Origin of the sequence: Vibrio sp. Vb1026 (assembly GCF_033338745.1) — a bacterium.
Taxonomy (GTDB): Bacteria; Pseudomonadota; Gammaproteobacteria; order Enterobacterales; family Vibrionaceae; genus Vibrio; species Vibrio alginolyticus.
In genome coordinates this window covers 1-17,028 of sequence record NZ_JAWOTH010000011.1, presented here as the reverse complement: position 1 = coordinate 17,028, position 17,028 = coordinate 1, and the positions used below count along the sequence as shown (strand labels likewise).

Here is a 17,028-nt window from a genome sequence, read left to right as displayed (position 1 = left end):
TCTATGTCTCGTTATTGTTCTCGTTGTGGAAAATCGCAAAAAGCGTGTATTTGCCAATGGATTGTACCGCTGGCAAGCGAGGTAGAACTTATCATTCTTCAGCACACGAGTGAAGAACATCGTCCGCTTGGTACGGCACGGATTCTCAATTTGAGTTTAGATAACTGTATTTGTTTGATAGGAGAGGACTTTTCTTGTGATGATGCCTTAAATCACTTATTAGCGGATGAGTCATATCAACATTTTGTTCTTTACCCATCAGAAGAGTCACGATGCATTTCTGAAATCACTCAAGCGAGTCATAGTGTATCTAAGAAAATACGTTTGATTTTGCTCGATGGTACGTGGAAAAAAGCGTACAAAATGTGGCAACTCTCAAGCAACTTACATCCACTCCCAACCGTGCAGTTGCCTAAGCAACTACAAGGGCACTACACCATTCGTAAGGCGCCCTCTGAGAATAGCTTATCGACAGTCGAGGCTGGTTATCATTCGCTTCGCTTGCTTGAACCCGAGCGCGACTTTACACCGCTTATGCATGCCTTTGAAAATATGATCGAATTCCAAATCGCCCAGATGCCTCCGGGCGTTTTTGAAAAGAATTACTTGAAAGGTTGAGTGTTACTAAAGAACGATGGAAGAGAAAAGTTGGCGGTGTAGCTTTTGCGCGTGACCATCGGTCATTGCAGAAATATAATCGGCGATGACCCTCATCTTATTGCTCTCGCTCTTCGCCTGACACCACAGATCTTTTGTATGAACGGATAGTAATCGCTCTGGGTCTGCTGTTAACGCTTCAAAAATATCCATAATAATTTGCTGACCCTTATACTCAACGATCTGGACCTGCGGGACTTGGATAACGAAGGTGCTGACAAAGTGCTTGAGTACGCCAAGTGCACGTGCCATCTGTGGTTCTAAACACGCATTCCAAGACAGTAACGGGTTATTAAACGGCTCATCCACCGCTTTGATTGAAATGCTGGTCAGTAGCGCGTTAACCATACCACCGATGGCATCTTTCCGCTCATGGTGCTTCCCGCTAAATAGCATCTGTCCGATGGAATCGATATGAGCTTCAAACCACGGGTCGCCACAGTCCGCTAATTGACTTGCTGCGCCTTCTTGCCATTGCTGACGTGTCACCATACCAAGTACGATTGCATCTTCTAAATCATGAACACCGTAGGCGATATCATCTGCTAGCTCCATGATTGAGCAATCGATTGATTTAAAACGCGTTTTACTGTGTTCAAACTCCGATTCTGGCGTTGAACGCATCAGACTAAGCAATGCCTTGTCGTTGTCAGAAAGCGGTGCAATTACCCAATCAAATAAGTCTTTATCACAATCATAAATGCCTTTAGCTGGGCTCCAATCTTTTGCTTTTAGTTTACGTTGATGCTCGGCTGGTTGAGGCAACTTGACGGAGCGTGTTTGACTAATGAGGGCAGGGTACTTAATCAAACCAAGCAGTGTGCGGCGTGATAAATTCATTCCGAAATGCTCAGTATAAGGCTCTAACTTAGTGACGATACGAAAGGTTTGGGCGTTCCCCTCGAAGCCGCCATGTTCGCGCATTACGTAGTTTAGAGCGACTTCTCCCCCATGACCGTATGGAGGATGCCCGATGTCGTGCGCCAAACATAATGAATCAATTAAGCTGTCTGACGGCAATAGATCACGGAACTCTGGTTGTTTTTTCTTTAGTTGGGCGACGATACCGGTCCCGAGTTGCGACGCTTCTAAGGAGTGTGTTAACCGACTGCGGTGAAAGTCTTCCAAGCTATTGCCGTGTACTTGGGTTTTTGCTTGTAGGCGTCGAAATGCAGCCGAGTGAAGAATGCGCGCTCGGTCTCGTTGGTACGGGCTCCGATGGTCGTCTCGACGGATTTTATGCTCATCATCATGGCGCTCTTGCCATTGCGGGTGTAATTCAAACGACACGATTATCTCCGTAAGCTAACTGATTTCATCTAACGATAATTCGAAACTTGGGGCAAAGGTATTGAGAAAGTAATCCATTTCAGGCGTTCTGCGTTCTTGCAAAGTGACGTCTAAGCGTTTTTTTGCCAGAGCGAACTCATGGTTGCCGGCGCTTAGTTCTTCAAGGCATTTTAAATAGGCACAGATGGAATCGGCTTGCTTAACGATTTTTGCGTCCTCTTCGTGTGCAGAGTGAGAAAGAAGATAGGGGGCAAAATCATCGTGGAACTCTTCCGGTAACATTGAGAGTAATTTTTGTTCCGCTGCCGATTCTATCTTCTTATATTCTTTGGCAATTTCAGGGTTGTAATACTTCACTGGAGTTGGAAGATCACCCGTTAATACTTCACTGGAGTCATGGTACATGGCCAGAATCGCGATGCGTTCTGGATTAAGGTTGCCGCCGAACTTTTTGTTTTTAATTAGGGCAAGGGCATGAGCGACAAAAGCAACTTGTAAGCTATGCTCTGAAACGTTTTCTGGTGAGACGGACCGCATTAAAGGCCAGCGTTGGATCAGCTTCATTCGAGCCAGGTGGGCGAAAAAATGGCTTTCTTTCATGGCTTTCTCCGTTTCTGGTGTAAAAAAGGAACTCACTAGGAGTTCCTCTAAGCATATGAGAGATCAGCACTAATTACTACCAGTGATTCATTACTGGCTGTAGGTTGATAGGAATCTTTCAAAACGTCCAATGGCGATTTCTAGATCTTCAACGTGCGGTAGTGTCACGATGCGGAAGTGGTCTGGTTTTGGCCAGTTAAAACCAGAACCTTGCACCAGTAAGACCTTCTCTTGTTTTAAGAAATCTAAAACCATCTGCTGATCGTTCTTGATGTTGTACATTTTAGTGTCGATTTTCGGGAAGAGGTACATCGCACCCTTAGGTTTGACACAAGAAACACCAGGAATCTGATTGATCAATTCATACGCTCGGTTGCGCTGCTCTAATAAGCGTCCGCCAGGTAAAATCAGTTCATTGATACTCTGGTATCCACCTAACGCGGTTTGAATGGCATGTTGCATTGGTACGTTTGCACATAAACGCATTGATGAAAGCAGCTCCAAGCCATTCACGTATCCTTGAGCTAGATGTTTAGGCCCCGTTAGGAACATCCAGCCACCACGGAAACCACAAACACGGTAGGCTTTTGAAAGGCCATTGAATGTCATGACTAGCACGTCTTCAGTGAGTGTAGCGACTGAGGTATGTGTTGCACCGTCGTACAACACTTTGTCGTAGATCTCATCTGCGAAAATGATCAGTTTGTGCTGGCGTGCTATCTCAATCACTTCAAGTAGGAAGTCACGGCTGTATACCGCACCTGTCGGGTTGTTCGGGTTGATCAGAACAATGCCACGTGTCTTTGGTGTGATTTTCTTTTTGATGTCTTCAAGGTCTGGGTACCAGTCAGCTTCTTCATCACATAGATAATGAACCGGCTTACCACCAGATAGTGCAACTGAAGCTGTCCATAACGGATAGTCTGGTGCTGGGATCAGCATTTCGTCGCCATTGTTTAATAGCGCTTGCATGGCCATTACGATCAACTCAGACACGCCGTTACCTACATACACATCTTCGACATCTAGCGAGCGTATACCTTTACGCTGATAGTGTTGGACCACAGCTTTACGAGCAGAGTAAATACCTTTGGAATCACAATAGCCTTGAGAAGTCGGCAGATTACGAATCACGTCGACTAAAATCTCATCAGGGGCGTCAAAACCAAATGGGGCAGGGTTACCAATGTTTAGCTTTAGGATTTTATGCCCTTCTTCCTCCATGCGCTTAGCATGTTTGAGTACAGGACCTCTAATGTCGTAGCAGACATTGTCGAGTTTTGACGACATCCCGATATTTTGCATTGTTTAATTCCTAAAAATTCGTTAATTTCTTTATTAAAATACAATAATTTGTTTTTTATTAGAATATATATCTGTAAATAATCTGTCTGCTGGTTAAGTTTTGCTCGCTTGCTATCACAGGATTTTGCAAAAGATCGCATACGACCTTGATTTGCTTTGGGTCTAAACTTAGAGTAGCCGTCAGTTACCATTTATCCTCACATACAACGAGGTTGATTTGTCACAGTTCCATCAAGCCGTAAAGAGAATTATCGAGCGAGTTCAGCAATCGGAAGGCAATCAAACACGTCTGGTCGAGCCCCTTAGCGAGAAACCCAATTTCTCATTTATTGATTGGCTTGATGCACAACCACTTTTCCCTAAGTTTTATTGGCAGTCCCGCGATACACGTGAAGAGGTCGTTGCACTAGGGCAATTGCACGCTTTTGTTGAGCCAGGTCCTGCTTATACCATTCTAGGTGAAGGGCAAAGAGTTTGGGGCGGGCGCTCTTTTGATGGGCAGCATGAGAAGAATCGCCGCTGTATGCCTTCTTTTTTCTTTTTGCCTCAAATTGAGTTAATTCGTTTTGACCAACAGTGGTCTCTCGCAGTTAATATTTCAGAAGACAAAGCGCGAACTCTAGCTGGGTTGAATAAACTGGTTTGTGAGGTCGCAACCTTAGCTCCAATTTCGTCTCACATCCGCTCTATTGTTCATACGCCAAGTCAGCCTCAATGGAATGAGTTAGTTCATAAGGTTCTGACTGGTATAGAGAATGATGATTTTAAGAAAGTGGTTTTAGCGCGTCGCTCTACCGTGCAGCTTGATAACACATTAAGTGCTGCACAGCTACTTAAAGCAAGTTACTTAAATAACCATCATAGCTTCCATTTCATGCTGAGCTTAGACAGTAAGCACAGTTTTATGGGGTCTACGCCAGAACGTTTGTATTCTCGCGTAGGGCATGAGCTACATACCGAAGCGTTAGCAGGTACGATTGGTCGGGGGGACAATGCCACTCAAGATATGGAGTTGGCGAATTGGTTATCCCAAGACCAAAAGAACCTCAACGAAAACCAGTATGTGGTGGACGACATCATTGATCGTCTATCACCGCATTCTGAAATGGTTGAAGTGGAAGCTGAACCGAGTTTGGTCAGACTACGAAAAGTGCAGCACCTTAAGCGAAATATTCACGCTAGTCTAAGAGCGGGGATAAATGGTGTTCAGTTGTTATCGGCGCTTCAGCCAACAGCGGCGGTTGCTGGCTTACCCCGACAAGAGTCGATGCAATTTATATTGGATAATGAGCCGTTTGCACGCGGCTGGTACGCAGGCTCTATGGGTTACATTAGCCATGAGCGTGCAGAGTTTTGTGTCGCAATCAGAAGTGCGCTTGTGCTCGGTGAGCAAGTACAACTGTTTGCGGGCGCAGGGATTGTTCCAGGCTCCATTGCAGAACATGAGTGGGCAGAACTTGATAAGAAAATGTCGACGTTACTTACGCTGATTTCTGATCATCCGCCATTGGGAGTCGCATCATGAGTCATGACCAAGCGGTGCTCAATCGAGTTTGGTCAGAAACCATATTGATTGAGCTTCAGCGATTTGGCGTTAAGCATGTTTGTATCGCTCCCGGATCTCGTTCTACGCCTTTGACTTTAGAAGCGGCAGAACAGTCCGACTTTTCCATTCATACTCATTTTGATGAGCGTGGATTGGGCTTTATGGCTCTTGGTTTAGCGAAAGCTACTCAGGAACCCGTGGCAATTATCGTTACCTCTGGTACGGCAGTGGCGAACTTATTACCGTCGGTTGCCGAAGCCAAACTTACTGGTGAAAAACTGGTGCTGCTGACAGCAGATCGTCCAGTAGAACTTGTCGGCTGTGGTGCAAACCAAGCGATAAATCAATTGGGTATTTTTTCACATCATGTTTCGGCCAGTTTGAATTTACCAAGCCCAAATTTAGCAACGTCGCTTAACTGGTTGCTGACCTCTGTTGACGAAGTGATGTTTACTCAGCAATTGCAGGGTAGTGCCGTTCATATTAATTGTGCATTTCCAGAGCCTTTGTATTCCAACGGCGCAAAAGCGGATTATCAAACCTACTTAGATTCGGTCGCCGGATGGCGAAAAGGAAGCGGCACTTATACTCAGCGTTTTAGCCATTTGTCACAGGCGAACATCCCGCCTTTTTCAGACAAAAAAGGCTTGGTTGTGATTGGCAGCTTACCGCTTGAACAAGCGAAGTCGGCGCAGGCATTTGCACAAAAGATGGGATGGCCAGTACTTGCAGACCCGCAAAGTGGTCTCAGTTCGGATTGGGCGTATTACGATGTATGGCTTCAACTTCCCGAGTTCGTAAACGAGCTTGAATCTTGTGAACTTATTATCCAATTTGGTAGCCGAATCATCTCCAAACGTTTGAACCAATGGATTGATAAACAAGTATCGAAAAATCAACAAAGTAAAGACGTTCAGTATTGGTATGTCTCACCTTGTATGGACCGGAATAACCAAAATCATCTGGCGCAAATGCACTGGGTTGAGCCTCCTAAAACGTGGGTTTCTCGCATTAGTTTTGAGAAGTCAATATTTGCTGGGTGGGCTGATAGGTTAGCGAATGACGTTAAGCGAGTTCATCAACGTATCGAAGAAGCCTTCCTATCTGATTCAGCGTCTGCCATTGACGAAATTGCGTTGGCAGCAGACATCAACGAGCGCACAAAGAACGTAGATGTTTTCTTGGGTAATAGCTTGTTTGTTCGGCTTGTTGATATGTACGGAAAATTGGATGGTGTAGAGGTTTTCACTAATCGAGGCGCATCAGGGATTGACGGTTTGTTTGCTGCGGCATCAGGCGTGCAACGGGCAAGAGGTAATCCGTTACTAATGTATATCGGTGACACAGCAGCACTTTATGATCTCAATTCTCTGGCGCTATTTTCTCACAATAAACTGCCGGCGGTACTTGTTGTTACTAATAATGACGGCGGTGCGATTTTTGATATGTTGCCAGTACCACCAGAGCGCAGGACGACATATTATCAAATGCCTCATGGTTATCAGTTTGAACACGCGGCAAAGCAGTTTGGTTTGGCGTATTTGCATGTTTCTACACTGGAGCAATTCCAATCATCTGTAAAAGAGCATTTATGTCACCGCCAAGGAACGTTGCTGGTCGAGGTTCAAACCCCACCTAATCAAGCTGCTGAGACACTCAAGGCATTTAATAAGAGTCTGAATGCTTTACTTTGAACGTTTCCCTGTATTAGAAAAACACCAAAGTAGAACGTTGCCCACTTTGGTGTTTTTGCATGGCTTGCTTGGTAGCGGTGAAGATTGGCAAGCGTGTATCAACGCGTTACCCGAGTATGAACGTGTTACGGTTGACCTCCCTGGTCATGGGCACAGCCAATCTATTTCTTGCAGCGATCTGAATGATTGCTGCAAACTTCTTGGTTCCACACTATCTTTATTATTTCCCTCACAACAACCATTTATTTTGATTGGTTACTCTATGGGCGGCCGCATTGCGATGCATGGTATTGCCCATCAATGCTTTCCAGATCTCAATATTGCGGGCGCGATTGTTGAAGGGGGAAACTTCGGGCTTCAAACTGAGTCAGAGAAACAGGTGAGATTAGAGAATGATGCTCGCTGGGCAATGCGTTTCAAAACTGAACCACTTGAACGTGTTTTGAACGATTGGTACCAACAAGCGGTGTTTTCTTCACTAAACCATGAGCAAAGACAAACATTCATTGCGAAGCGAAGTGATAATCTTGGCTCAGCGGTGGCGAATATGTTGATGGCGACATCGTTAGCCAAACAGGCATATTTGTTGCCCTCACTGCAAAAGCAGAACATACCAGTGTATTACTTGTGTGGTGAGAAAGACCAAAAATTTAGCCAACTGGCACAACATAGCGGGTTGGCGTATCGACAAGTTGAAGGCGCTGGTCATAACGTCCATCAAGAGCAGCCCAAACAGTTTGCGATACATACCAAGCAAATAATTCAGTCTCACTTTGGTGAGAGTAACGAGAACAATGGGAATCACCATGGCTAAAACAGTAGGCATTTCTGAAGAAGAACTTTACGCTCCGGTTCAATGGAAAGATTGCGGCGAGAAATACGAGGACATTCATTACCATAAGTCTGAAGATGGTATCGCGAAAATCACCATTGCGCGTCCTCAAGTGCGTAACGCGTTTCGTCCTCAAACGGTAAAAGAGATGATTGATGCGTTGGCAGATGCGCGTTACGACTCTGGTGTTGGCGTGATCATTCTGACAGGTCTAGGTGAAGACGCATTCTGTTCTGGCGGCGACCAGAAGATCCGTGGCGACTACGGCGGCTATAAAGACGACCAAGGTACGCACCACCTAAACGTATTGGACTTCCAACGCGATATTCGTACTTGTCCAAAACCAGTGATCGCATCGGTAGCGGGTTGGGCTGTTGGCGGTGGTCACGTTCTGCACATGATGTGTGACCTAACGATTGCAGCTGACAACGCTCAATTTGGTCAAACAGGCCCTAAAGTGGGTTCATTTGACGGAGGTTGGGGCGCATCTTACATGGCTCGCATCGTAGGCCAAAAGAAAGCTCGCGAAATTTGGTTCCTATGTCGTTTCTACAATGCTCAAGAAGCAGTAGACATGGGCCTAGTAAACACAGTTGTACCACTAGCGGATCTAGAGAAAGAAACCGTTCGTTGGTGTCGTGAAGTACTACAGCACAGCCCAATGGCATTGCGCTGCCTGAAAGCTGCATTAAACGCAGATTGTGATGGTCAAGCGGGTCTGCAAGAGCTAGCGGGTAACGCAACGATGATGTTCTACATGACTGATGAAGGCCAAGAAGGTCGTAATGCCTTTAACGAGAAGCGTCGCCCAGACTTCGATAAATTCCCTCGCAACCCATAATCCGTCTAAATGAGGAGCGTGTTAGCTCCTCTGTTCCTTTTTTCCTGAGCGCCTCGCCCTCTGGGAGGCTGGTGGGATTGCTCGTCAGAACGCTCAAATATACGGCATTACATAGGACTTGAATTATGCGTGAAGCGAAAATTTATCGTTATAGCTTGCCCATGGATAGTGGTGTCATCCTACGTGACAACAAGCTAACCGAACGTGTTGGTTATGTTGTTGCGCTTTCCGAAGATGGTAAAACAGGGCTTGGAGAAGTCGCTCCTCTTCCTGGTTTTAGCTTAGAGAGCACCGAAGATGCGGGTGTTCAGCTACAAGAACAGGCGGAGCGTTGGGTAGCAGAGTTGGATGTGGATTATGCCAAGATGTACCCGTCGGTTGCGTTTGGTTTATCGATGGCACAGCTTGAATTAGCTGGTGGCTTACCACAACAAGGTAAATACCAAACAGCGCCACTATGCACTGGCGACCCAGATGAGCTCATTCCAAAGCTGAACGAAATGGAAGGTGAGAAAGTCGCTAAGGTGAAAGTTGGACTTTATGAGCCAATTCGCGATGGCATGCTTGTGAACCTTTTTCTTGAATCAATCCCTCAATTAACGCTTCGACTCGATGCCAATCGCGCTTGGACACCAGAAAAAGCGCAGCAGTTCGCTAAGTACATTGCTCCGTCTCTGCGTCAACGAATCACGTTTCTAGAAGAGCCGTGCTGCTCTCCTGGCGATAGTCTCTCTTTTGCGATTAATACTGGTATTGCTATCGCTTGGGATGAAACATTGCAAGATGCGGTTCGTCGTGAAGATTTCCGTCTTGAAGATCTAACTGGTGTGAAAACGATCATCATCAAACCCACACTCATTGGTTCAGTGGATTTTTGTATTACACTGATAGAGAAAGCGAAGTCACTGGGGATGAAAGCAGTGATTAGCTCGAGCATTGAATCCAGTCTCGGTTTAACTCAATTAGCGCGCTTTGCCCAATGGCAGCTGCCTGATGAAGTTCCAGGTTTGGATACGATTGGCTTACTCAAAGCTCAGCTAGAGCAGGGCTGGCCTAAGTGTGAACTTCCCGTTCTTCCTCTAAAAGACCAGGAGATTGTGTGGCATTCTGCGTAGACAATATTGCGAAGGCACCATGGAAATATTGGGCTCAAACGAGCCCTTTTTCTATTGCACTCAAGACATCAACAGAAGTATTAAACTGGCAACAACTCTCGAAGCGTATTGACCAATACACTCACTATTTGAATGACTTGGGTGTAACTCGGGGGGATGTGCTGACTTTGGTTGGCAAGAACCAAGTAGAAACACTGTTGTTTTATCTTGCCTCCAAACAGTTAGGTGCGCTCGCTGCGCTGACCATGGAACAACCACTAGATAAGTTGCAGGGTAAGCTTGCTACACTTTACAGGCCTGATCAAACTCGGTTTATCTGGTTTTCTCAGGAGTGCGCTTCGACCTTTTCTGAACATGATATACAAAAACTCAAGGCAACATTGCTTTCATCGCCTGTAGTATCACAGCAAGAGAGTGATTCGTTGACTGAAGATAGCTATCATCATGACCGGCTCGCTTCAGTAGTATTTACTTCTGGCTCTACAGGGGAGCCTAAAGCTGTGGTTCATACACATCGACAGCATCTTGCGTCTGCAGAGGGCTTGTTGCAGGAGTTCATTTTCACTCAGCAAGATGCTTGGCTGTTATCGCTTCCGCTGTATCACGTCTCTGGATTAGCGATGGTCTATCGTTGGCTATATGTCGGAGCAACACTAAAAGTCGGTTCAGGGAAACTTGTTGATGATGTTCAGGGCGTATCACACGCTTCTTTGGTTGCGACTCAGCTCAAACGGTTATTGGATGATGATGCACATTTGTCATTGACACATGTGCTACTGGGCGGCAGTCACGTTGATCATGAGTTGGCACTACGAGCATCAGGGCAAGGCATTGAGACGTGGTTAGGTTATGGGATGACGGAGGCGGCCTCTACCGTTACCGCAAAGAGAATTGACAGCACCAGTAATGCTGGACATGTATTGAAGCACCGTAAGATAAAATTAGTTGACCAACGCATTTTTGTTGGCGGTAAGACATTAGCGGCAGGGTATTTCCATCAAGGGCATGTTACCCCATTTCTGGATGAGAAAGGCTGGTTTGACAGCAAAGATCTTGGCGAGTGGCAAGGTGATGAATTAAAGATAATCGGCCGTGCCGACAATCAGTTTATCTCTGGTGGTGAGAATATCCATTGTGAAGAGATTGAAGCCGCTTTGAACCAAATTGATGGTGTAGTGCAGAGTATAGTGGTTCCAGTCGAAGACGCGGAGTTTGGTCATAGACCAGTAGCTGTGATTCAGACCAATGGATTGCGCAGCAAGTCGGAGTATGACCAGCACTTGCAATCAAAGTTAGAGAAGTTTAAATGGCCAGTGGAATACCATGTAATGCCACTAACTCTACTAGAAGGTGGGATCAAAATTTCACGTAAGGCCGTGAAAGAGTGGCTACTGTCATCACTTCAGCATTAGTCAATTTTGCTATGTATTAGTCATAAAGAGAATTTCGTATCCTTATAACTCTGAATCATAATTATGCTTCTTCGTGGAGAGAAAATGCATAAGGTTCAGGATGGCAAAGCTAGTTTTAATTGCGGCAGTAGCACTACAAATTGGTATCGCGATAAGTAGTGAAGGGCTAGCCCGCTCTCTTGCAGAGCTAACGGCATTTTTGATCGCTATTGCGTTGGTCGTTATATACAAAAATAGCAAACGGGAAATACCGTCCCCTCAACGCGATAAGCAGGCCACCAATATCTAAAACAGTAACCAACTTAGAGAAGTGGTCGAAATTAACACCCACAGAGTCACACCAAACAACAGTGGCTTAGCTCCAGCAGACTTTAGTTTTGAAATTGAAATGCTACAACCTATCAAGAACAGACATACAACCAACGCTTGCTTTGCTCCAATGAAAATGCCGTGATAGACCATTTCAAATTGAGGAAATAAGTCGCTAAACGCGATAGCTGCACAGTACCAAAAAATGAAATAAGGGATAGCTAGTTTTTTCTTTCCATTCTCTTTTTGGCCTCTTGAAAAGATGACGGCACTGATCAAAGCAACAGGAATGATCCATAAAGCGCGCGCGAGTTTCAATGTTGTTGCCGTCGTTAGTGCTTCTTCCCCATAGGCCGAGGCAGCCCCGACAACAGAAGATGTGTCATGAATGGCAATCGCAGCCCATGTGCCAAACGTGTGTTGATCTAGCCCTAAAGCATGTCCAATCACAGGAAACACAAAGAGTGCAATGGAGTTCAGGACAAATACCGTTGCCAGTGCTAATCCAATCTGCTCGTCTTTCGCTTTAATCGCCGGTGCCACAGCAGCAATTGCGCTACCACCACAAATTGCAGTACCTGATGAGATTAAGTAAGCGGTTACTCGCTCCAATTTAATTACCCTGGCAATGAGAGTGCCCATGATCAGTGTGCCTGTAATAGTGGCGATGATCAGGCCGATACCATCCGATGTGACTGCAAGTGCTTGCTCAAAGTTGATGCCAAAGCCTAAGCCAATAATCGAGTAAGACAGCAGCTTTTTAGTAAAAGAAGCGATGGGCAGCTCGGAAGGCACAAAACCAAAACTTGCGAGTAGAAAACCGATAACTAGAGCAATGGGAGAGGAGGCAAGAGGGGTTAGACAAAAAAGTAACGCCAATCCAAACAGGAGGTAGTTTCTATTCAAGGTTTTTATTCGCTGTTGTGAATGAAAGGGAGAGTATATCGCACTGGGTGTGGTCAGTTTGTCTTAATGATTTGAACACATGTTCAGTTACTCTAAACATGTGTTCAAGCGTATTTTATCGCCAGTCGCCTCTGAGTTGATGCACTTTATCGAACATTGTTTTTGCCGTTGCCTCATTTGGTGGCACCGGTTGTCCTGCTTCAATTTCTAGCTTTGACCAAAATCGAGTCGGTAAGCCACAGCATGCGCGACCTTTTGCGCGGCTGAAATAGCTTCCCCATAAGCCTTTAAGTGCAACAGGTATGACAGGTACTGGACTACGACGTAGGATTATATCAATACCGCGCATGAATTCATTCATTTCACCATCTGAAGTTAATCTTCCTTCAGGGAAAATACAGACGATATGACCTTCGCTTAGCGCAGCTTCCACATCGTTAAATGCACGTCTGATAGAGCTTCTGTTACTCGCTGAAATTGGAATTACCCCAGTTCGACGTAAAAAGCGCCTTAATGGAGGTAGGTTGGCGTAATCTTCCTCCATCACAAAACGAATCAACCTTGGGCATACGGCACTAAGTAGCAATGCATCCATGTAGCTTACATGATTACATACAATCAATGCCCCACCATGCTCGGGTAGGTTGTGTAGATTCTTATGCTTAACTCGATAGATGGTGTGCGTAAGCATCCACATGACAAAGCGAACTACAAAAATAGGAATTTGCAAAAAGATGTAAGCGGCGACTAAGAAATTTAAAATGGCTAACAATGCAAACAGCTGAGGAATTGTCATCTTGATTACACTTAGGCACACAATACCTAAGACAGCGCTGCCGACCATAAACAGAGAGTTAAAAATGTTGAGCCCTGCGATGACTTGAGCACGTTCGGTTTCCTTTGCTCGATGCTGCATTAATGCGTAAAGAGGCACGATAAACAAACCGCCCGAAGCGCCAATCATCAATAGGTAGAAAAATAATGGCCAAAAAGGCTCATATCTAAAGAAGTCTACAAAGTTATGGAAAGTAGGTAGATCATTGGGAATGGAAGTGGCCATTAGGTACCCAAATACCGTAATGCCAAAGGCACCAATTGGCACAATACCGACTTCGATACGATGGTTTGAGATCCAATTGCAAAGTAGCGACCCTAGCGCGATACCAATGGAAAATAGAGCGAGCAAGAAAGACACCGCACTCTCGGTGCCATTTAGGTAAATCTTAGTGAAATTCGGGAATTGTGTTAGATATGCGGCGCCTAAAAACCAAAACCAGCTTATTGCCATTATGCATTGAAAAACAACTCGATCGGATTTGGCGATAGAGAGCGTGTGTTTGGTTTGCTTGTATGGTTGCCAACGAAAAGAGAGATTGGGCGCGCTGGCTGCAGCAAAGGGGATTGAGCGGCTCGACAAGTAGCCTAACAATGCGAAGATCACGACACAAAATGCGGCGAGGTATTTTGCGTTGTCTGCAGAGGCTATAATCCCAGCGCCTAAGGTGCCAATAAGGATGGCGATAAAGGTACCAGCTTCAACAAGAGCGTTGCCGGGCACTAACTCTTTAGCATTTAACTTTTGAGGCAAAAGGGCATATTTAACTGGGCCAAAAAATGCTGACTGTGTGCCCATTAAAAACAGTAGCAATAAAAGCACACCATAACTTTCGGTTATGAATCCGATGGCACCTAACAGCATGATGGCTATTTCAAATAGTTTGACCTTACGAATAAACCATGACTTTTCATATTTGTCGGCTAATACGCCAGCGGAAGCAGAGAACAGAAAGAACGGTAGAATGAACAAGCCTGCCGCAAGGTTGATGAACAAATTGCTCGAAATAGGTAGTGCACTGGAGCCAGCGAATGCGACAAACAACAGCAAAACGTTTTTAAAAATATTGTCGTTGAAAGCGCCAAAAAACTGAGTAATGAAATAGGGCAGGAACTTTCTCTGCGTAAGTAAGGACGGCTGTCTGTCGGATGACATGGATAATCCTTTGTTACCAGTTCGTGAGGTAGTTAGAAAGAAGATTACTGATCAATTCTTTGCCATCAATCGGTTCACTAGAGAAAAACTTATCATCAACACTGAGTAAAGTAATGCCATGTACGCCAGACCAAAGGACTCGACTCGCTTGAATCACTTCGGATTCAGTACGATGTGGTGCGATTTGAGCCAATAGTGACTCTAGCATTCCCGTCATACCATCGATACGTTTGGCATGCCATTCCGGAAGTTCTGCTCCATTCATGTTGTGTTCGAACACTAACTGCCAACGGTATGGGTGTTTTTGAGCAAAATCGTGGTAGCAATAAGCGAGTTCAAAAAGCGCTTGATGGGAGTCTTTGCTGTCATTAGTCGCTTTGCGTGCTTCTTGAGATAACTCATCTAAAGTTTGAGCGACAACATGAAGCAACAACAAATTATAATTACCAAAAACATTTACCAATGTGCTTGGCACGTAACCAATCATGTTAGCGATTTTACGAAGACTGAGTTCGTGGTAAGAATTCTCATCTAAAAAGTTTTTGACCGTTGTTAACGTCAAATTCACTAACTCTTCTCGGGTGTGATCGTTTCTGCGCGCCATACTCTCAAACTACTTTATTGAACATCGTTCAATATGATAGTCAGCTACCTATTAACCGTCAACAAGGCAATGTGTCCAAGTGCCCTCAAGGTGTAGGATTCTGAGCTGTGTCACTGATTCTAATTCAAGTAAAACAATCTGGAGTATTAGTGAACTTATTCCATACTTTTTTTACATTGATCAAGCGCCTTCAGCTGAATTGCAAGCAGTGTGAGCAGTCTGCATTTTTGGCAATATTCTGATACATGTCAGCTTCTATAAGCTATTTTCATCAATCGGTATACAGAGTATGATGACTTAAAAATCATCTTTGGCGTGCTACTGTTTGAAACAACGATTGTTTCGTCTTGAAAATGGGGCACTATCTTAGATAGCTAACTTTAAGGATAACGATGAAACGTTTATTTTCTATTGTTGCTTTATTGATGTTTACTGTTGCTGTAACGCCTATCGCGGAAGCGAAGAAGTTTGGTGGCAGTAAGTCTTTCGGTAAGAGCTACAAAACTGCACCAGCACCGAAACAACAGCAACAAAACACCAATACGGTCGGCAAAGATAAGACGACAAAGTCTTCAAGTAAGAAAGGCCTTATGGGTGGTCTGCTAGGCGGACTTCTTGCTGGTGGTCTACTTGCTGCATTCTTTGGCGGTGCTTTTGAAGGTATCCAGTTTATGGATATCCTAATTATTGGTTTGATTGCCTTTGTCATCTTTAAACTAATGCGCGGTATGCTAGGTGCGAAGCAGGGCAGTATGAACCAGCATCGTCAACAGCCTGCATTTGGTGGCAACGCATCTAAGTTTGAGCAACCAAACATGCAAAACTTTGAGCAACAACCAAACACAAATAATGGTGGCTTTGGTGGTTTTGGCGCTCAAACAGACGTACCACATAACTACCCACCGGGTTTTGACCAAGCAGCGTTCATTAATGGTTCTCGTGAACACTATCGAATCCTGCAAGGTGCGTGGAATCACAACCAGCTAGAAACTATTGAAGAATATGTTTCTCCAAGCTTGTTTGAAGACCTAAAAGCAGAGCGCGCGAAGCTCGACGGTGAGCAGCATACTGACGTAATGTACGTTGATGCGGAGATCGTCCGTGCTGATTACGATGCAAATAAAGCACAGCTTAGTCTGCAGTTTAGCGGTCGTTACCGTGACACAGTAGAAGGTGTTGAAGAAGAAATCGAAGATATCTGGCACCTAGAGCGTGACTTGACTGCGCCTAATGCGCCATGGTTAATCGTTGGTATTCAAGGCTAGTCACCTTTAAACCAATTTAGTCACTAGTAAAAATCCCGCATCCCCTGCGGGATTTTTTGTATCTATCATTTATATTTCTTGTACGTGTTTTTATACAAACATCACTAATTGAGTCCGTTTGGTAATTTTGCGAGCCCACTTTTTCTAGTAAGTCCTCAAGTGTTTTCCTATTTATATTGAACATTCATATTAAGGCCATACGAACTAACAAAATCAAAATAGCTAGTACATTGTTTGTAGGGTAAAGATCTGCTCCTCAGCCTTTTGTTTGTGGAGTTTCACATGGGGTTGGTTGCTTTAGTGAGATTGAGTATAGGTTATACCAATCGTAGTAAATAACTGGTCATTCTAGCTTGTTAAAATACTCGATAACTGCGTTGCAATTTTTGATTGTAGAATAACTACTTATCAAAAAATTGCGCCTTGTTCTCAAGCATTTTCCCTACGTTATTTCTGATCACTTATTTACTGTGATAGGTATTCAATCGAGCAGAGTTTCGGTTAGGAGTGAAAGGTTCGTTGTAGTAGGGCTATGCTATCAAGATCCTGAAACGAAAAAAGCCAGCTCAATGAGCTGGCTTCTTCAATATGGTGGAGGGGGACGGATTCGAACCATCGAAGGCAGTGCCGGCAGATTTACAGTCTGCTCCCTTTGGCCACTC

Annotated in this window: 15 protein-coding genes; 9 read left to right on the top strand and 6 right to left on the bottom strand. The window is 44.8% G+C overall.

Annotated features, from left to right (window positions below):
* The first annotated feature begins 3 nt into the window (after nt 1-3).
* Entirely contained in the window at nt 4-618 is a 615-nt protein-coding gene (locus tag R7E47_RS16025) for a tRNA-uridine aminocarboxypropyltransferase (protein ID WP_171344886.1), read from the top strand.
* A 6-nt stretch (nt 619-624) separates the two neighbouring features.
* Here the strand turns inward: R7E47_RS16025 and R7E47_RS16020 are convergent, their stop codons facing one another.
* From R7E47_RS16020 to R7E47_RS16010, 3 genes are all read right to left on the bottom strand, one after another.
* On the bottom strand, nt 625-1,947 hold the full coding sequence (locus tag R7E47_RS16020; protein WP_158173743.1) for an anti-phage deoxyguanosine triphosphatase: 1,323 nt from the start codon (nt 1,945-1,947) through the stop codon (nt 625-627).
* A 15-nt stretch (nt 1,948-1,962) separates the two neighbouring features.
* Nucleotides 1,963-2,547, bottom strand: coding sequence for a 5'-deoxynucleotidase (gene yfbR / locus R7E47_RS16015; protein ID WP_017634778.1), 585 nt, complete (start codon nt 2,545-2,547; stop codon nt 1,963-1,965).
* 90 nt (nt 2,548-2,637) lie between these two features.
* On the bottom strand, nt 2,638-3,852 hold the full coding sequence (locus tag R7E47_RS16010) for a pyridoxal phosphate-dependent aminotransferase (protein WP_005384283.1): 1,215 nt from the start codon (nt 3,850-3,852) through the stop codon (nt 2,638-2,640).
* A 217-nt stretch (nt 3,853-4,069) separates the two neighbouring features.
* Between R7E47_RS16010 and R7E47_RS16005 the strand changes: the two genes are divergently transcribed.
* From R7E47_RS16005 to R7E47_RS15975, 7 genes are all read left to right on the top strand, one after another.
* A complete protein-coding gene (locus R7E47_RS16005) occupies nt 4,070-5,377 on the top strand; it encodes an isochorismate synthase MenF (protein ID WP_033906881.1) in 1,308 nt (435 codons plus the stop codon).
* Entirely contained in the window at nt 5,374-7,092 is a 1,719-nt protein-coding gene (menD, locus tag R7E47_RS16000) for a 2-succinyl-5-enolpyruvyl-6-hydroxy-3-cyclohexene-1-carboxylic-acid synthase (protein ID WP_064367946.1), read from the top strand. Before R7E47_RS16005 ends, menD begins: the two co-directional genes overlap by 4 nt.
* The gene (gene menH, locus R7E47_RS15995; RefSeq protein ID WP_258483688.1) at nt 7,079-7,906 is read left to right on the top strand and encodes a 2-succinyl-6-hydroxy-2,4-cyclohexadiene-1-carboxylate synthase; all 828 of its coding nucleotides are present in this window, start codon (nt 7,079-7,081) and stop codon (nt 7,904-7,906) included. Before menD ends, menH begins: the two co-directional genes overlap by 14 nt.
* Entirely contained in the window at nt 7,899-8,765 is an 867-nt protein-coding gene (menB, locus tag R7E47_RS15990; protein WP_005382318.1) for a 1,4-dihydroxy-2-naphthoyl-CoA synthase, read from the top strand. The genes menH and menB overlap by 8 nt, the downstream gene beginning before the upstream one ends.
* A gap of 125 nt (nt 8,766-8,890) precedes the next feature.
* Nucleotides 8,891-9,880 (top strand): o-succinylbenzoate synthase, encoded by a 990-nt coding sequence (menC, locus tag R7E47_RS15985; protein ID WP_318084626.1) that lies wholly within the window; start codon nt 8,891-8,893, stop codon nt 9,878-9,880.
* Nucleotides 9,865-11,292 (top strand): o-succinylbenzoate--CoA ligase, encoded by a 1,428-nt coding sequence (menE, locus tag R7E47_RS15980; RefSeq protein ID WP_258483687.1) that lies wholly within the window; start codon nt 9,865-9,867, stop codon nt 11,290-11,292. Before menC ends, menE begins: the two co-directional genes overlap by 16 nt.
* Nucleotides 11,293-11,392: 100 nt before the next feature.
* A complete protein-coding gene (locus R7E47_RS15975; protein ID WP_064367953.1) occupies nt 11,393-11,581 on the top strand; it encodes a hypothetical protein in 189 nt (62 codons plus the stop codon).
* Here the strand turns inward: R7E47_RS15975 and R7E47_RS15970 are convergent.
* The 3 genes from R7E47_RS15970 to R7E47_RS15960 all read right to left on the bottom strand — a co-directional run bounded on the left by R7E47_RS15970 (nt 11,578) and on the right by R7E47_RS15960 (nt 15,101).
* Nucleotides 11,578-12,507 (bottom strand): YeiH family protein, encoded by a 930-nt coding sequence (locus tag R7E47_RS15970; protein ID WP_130546593.1) that lies wholly within the window; start codon nt 12,505-12,507, stop codon nt 11,578-11,580. The genes R7E47_RS15975 and R7E47_RS15970 overlap by 4 nt on opposite strands.
* A gap of 115 nt (nt 12,508-12,622) precedes the next feature.
* Nucleotides 12,623-14,497: an MFS transporter gene (locus tag R7E47_RS15965; protein ID WP_005384269.1), complete on the bottom strand. Its 1,875-nt coding sequence runs from the start codon at nt 14,495-14,497 to the stop codon at nt 12,623-12,625.
* 13 nt (nt 14,498-14,510) lie between these two features.
* Entirely contained in the window at nt 14,511-15,101 is a 591-nt protein-coding gene (locus R7E47_RS15960) for a TetR/AcrR family transcriptional regulator (RefSeq protein ID WP_005382308.1), read from the bottom strand.
* A 392-nt stretch (nt 15,102-15,493) separates the two neighbouring features.
* Between R7E47_RS15960 and R7E47_RS15955 the strand changes: the two genes are divergently transcribed.
* On the top strand, nt 15,494-16,366 hold the full coding sequence (locus R7E47_RS15955; protein WP_318084623.1) for a Tim44 domain-containing protein: 873 nt from the start codon (nt 15,494-15,496) through the stop codon (nt 16,364-16,366).
* Nucleotides 16,367-17,028: the final 662 nt, after the last annotated feature.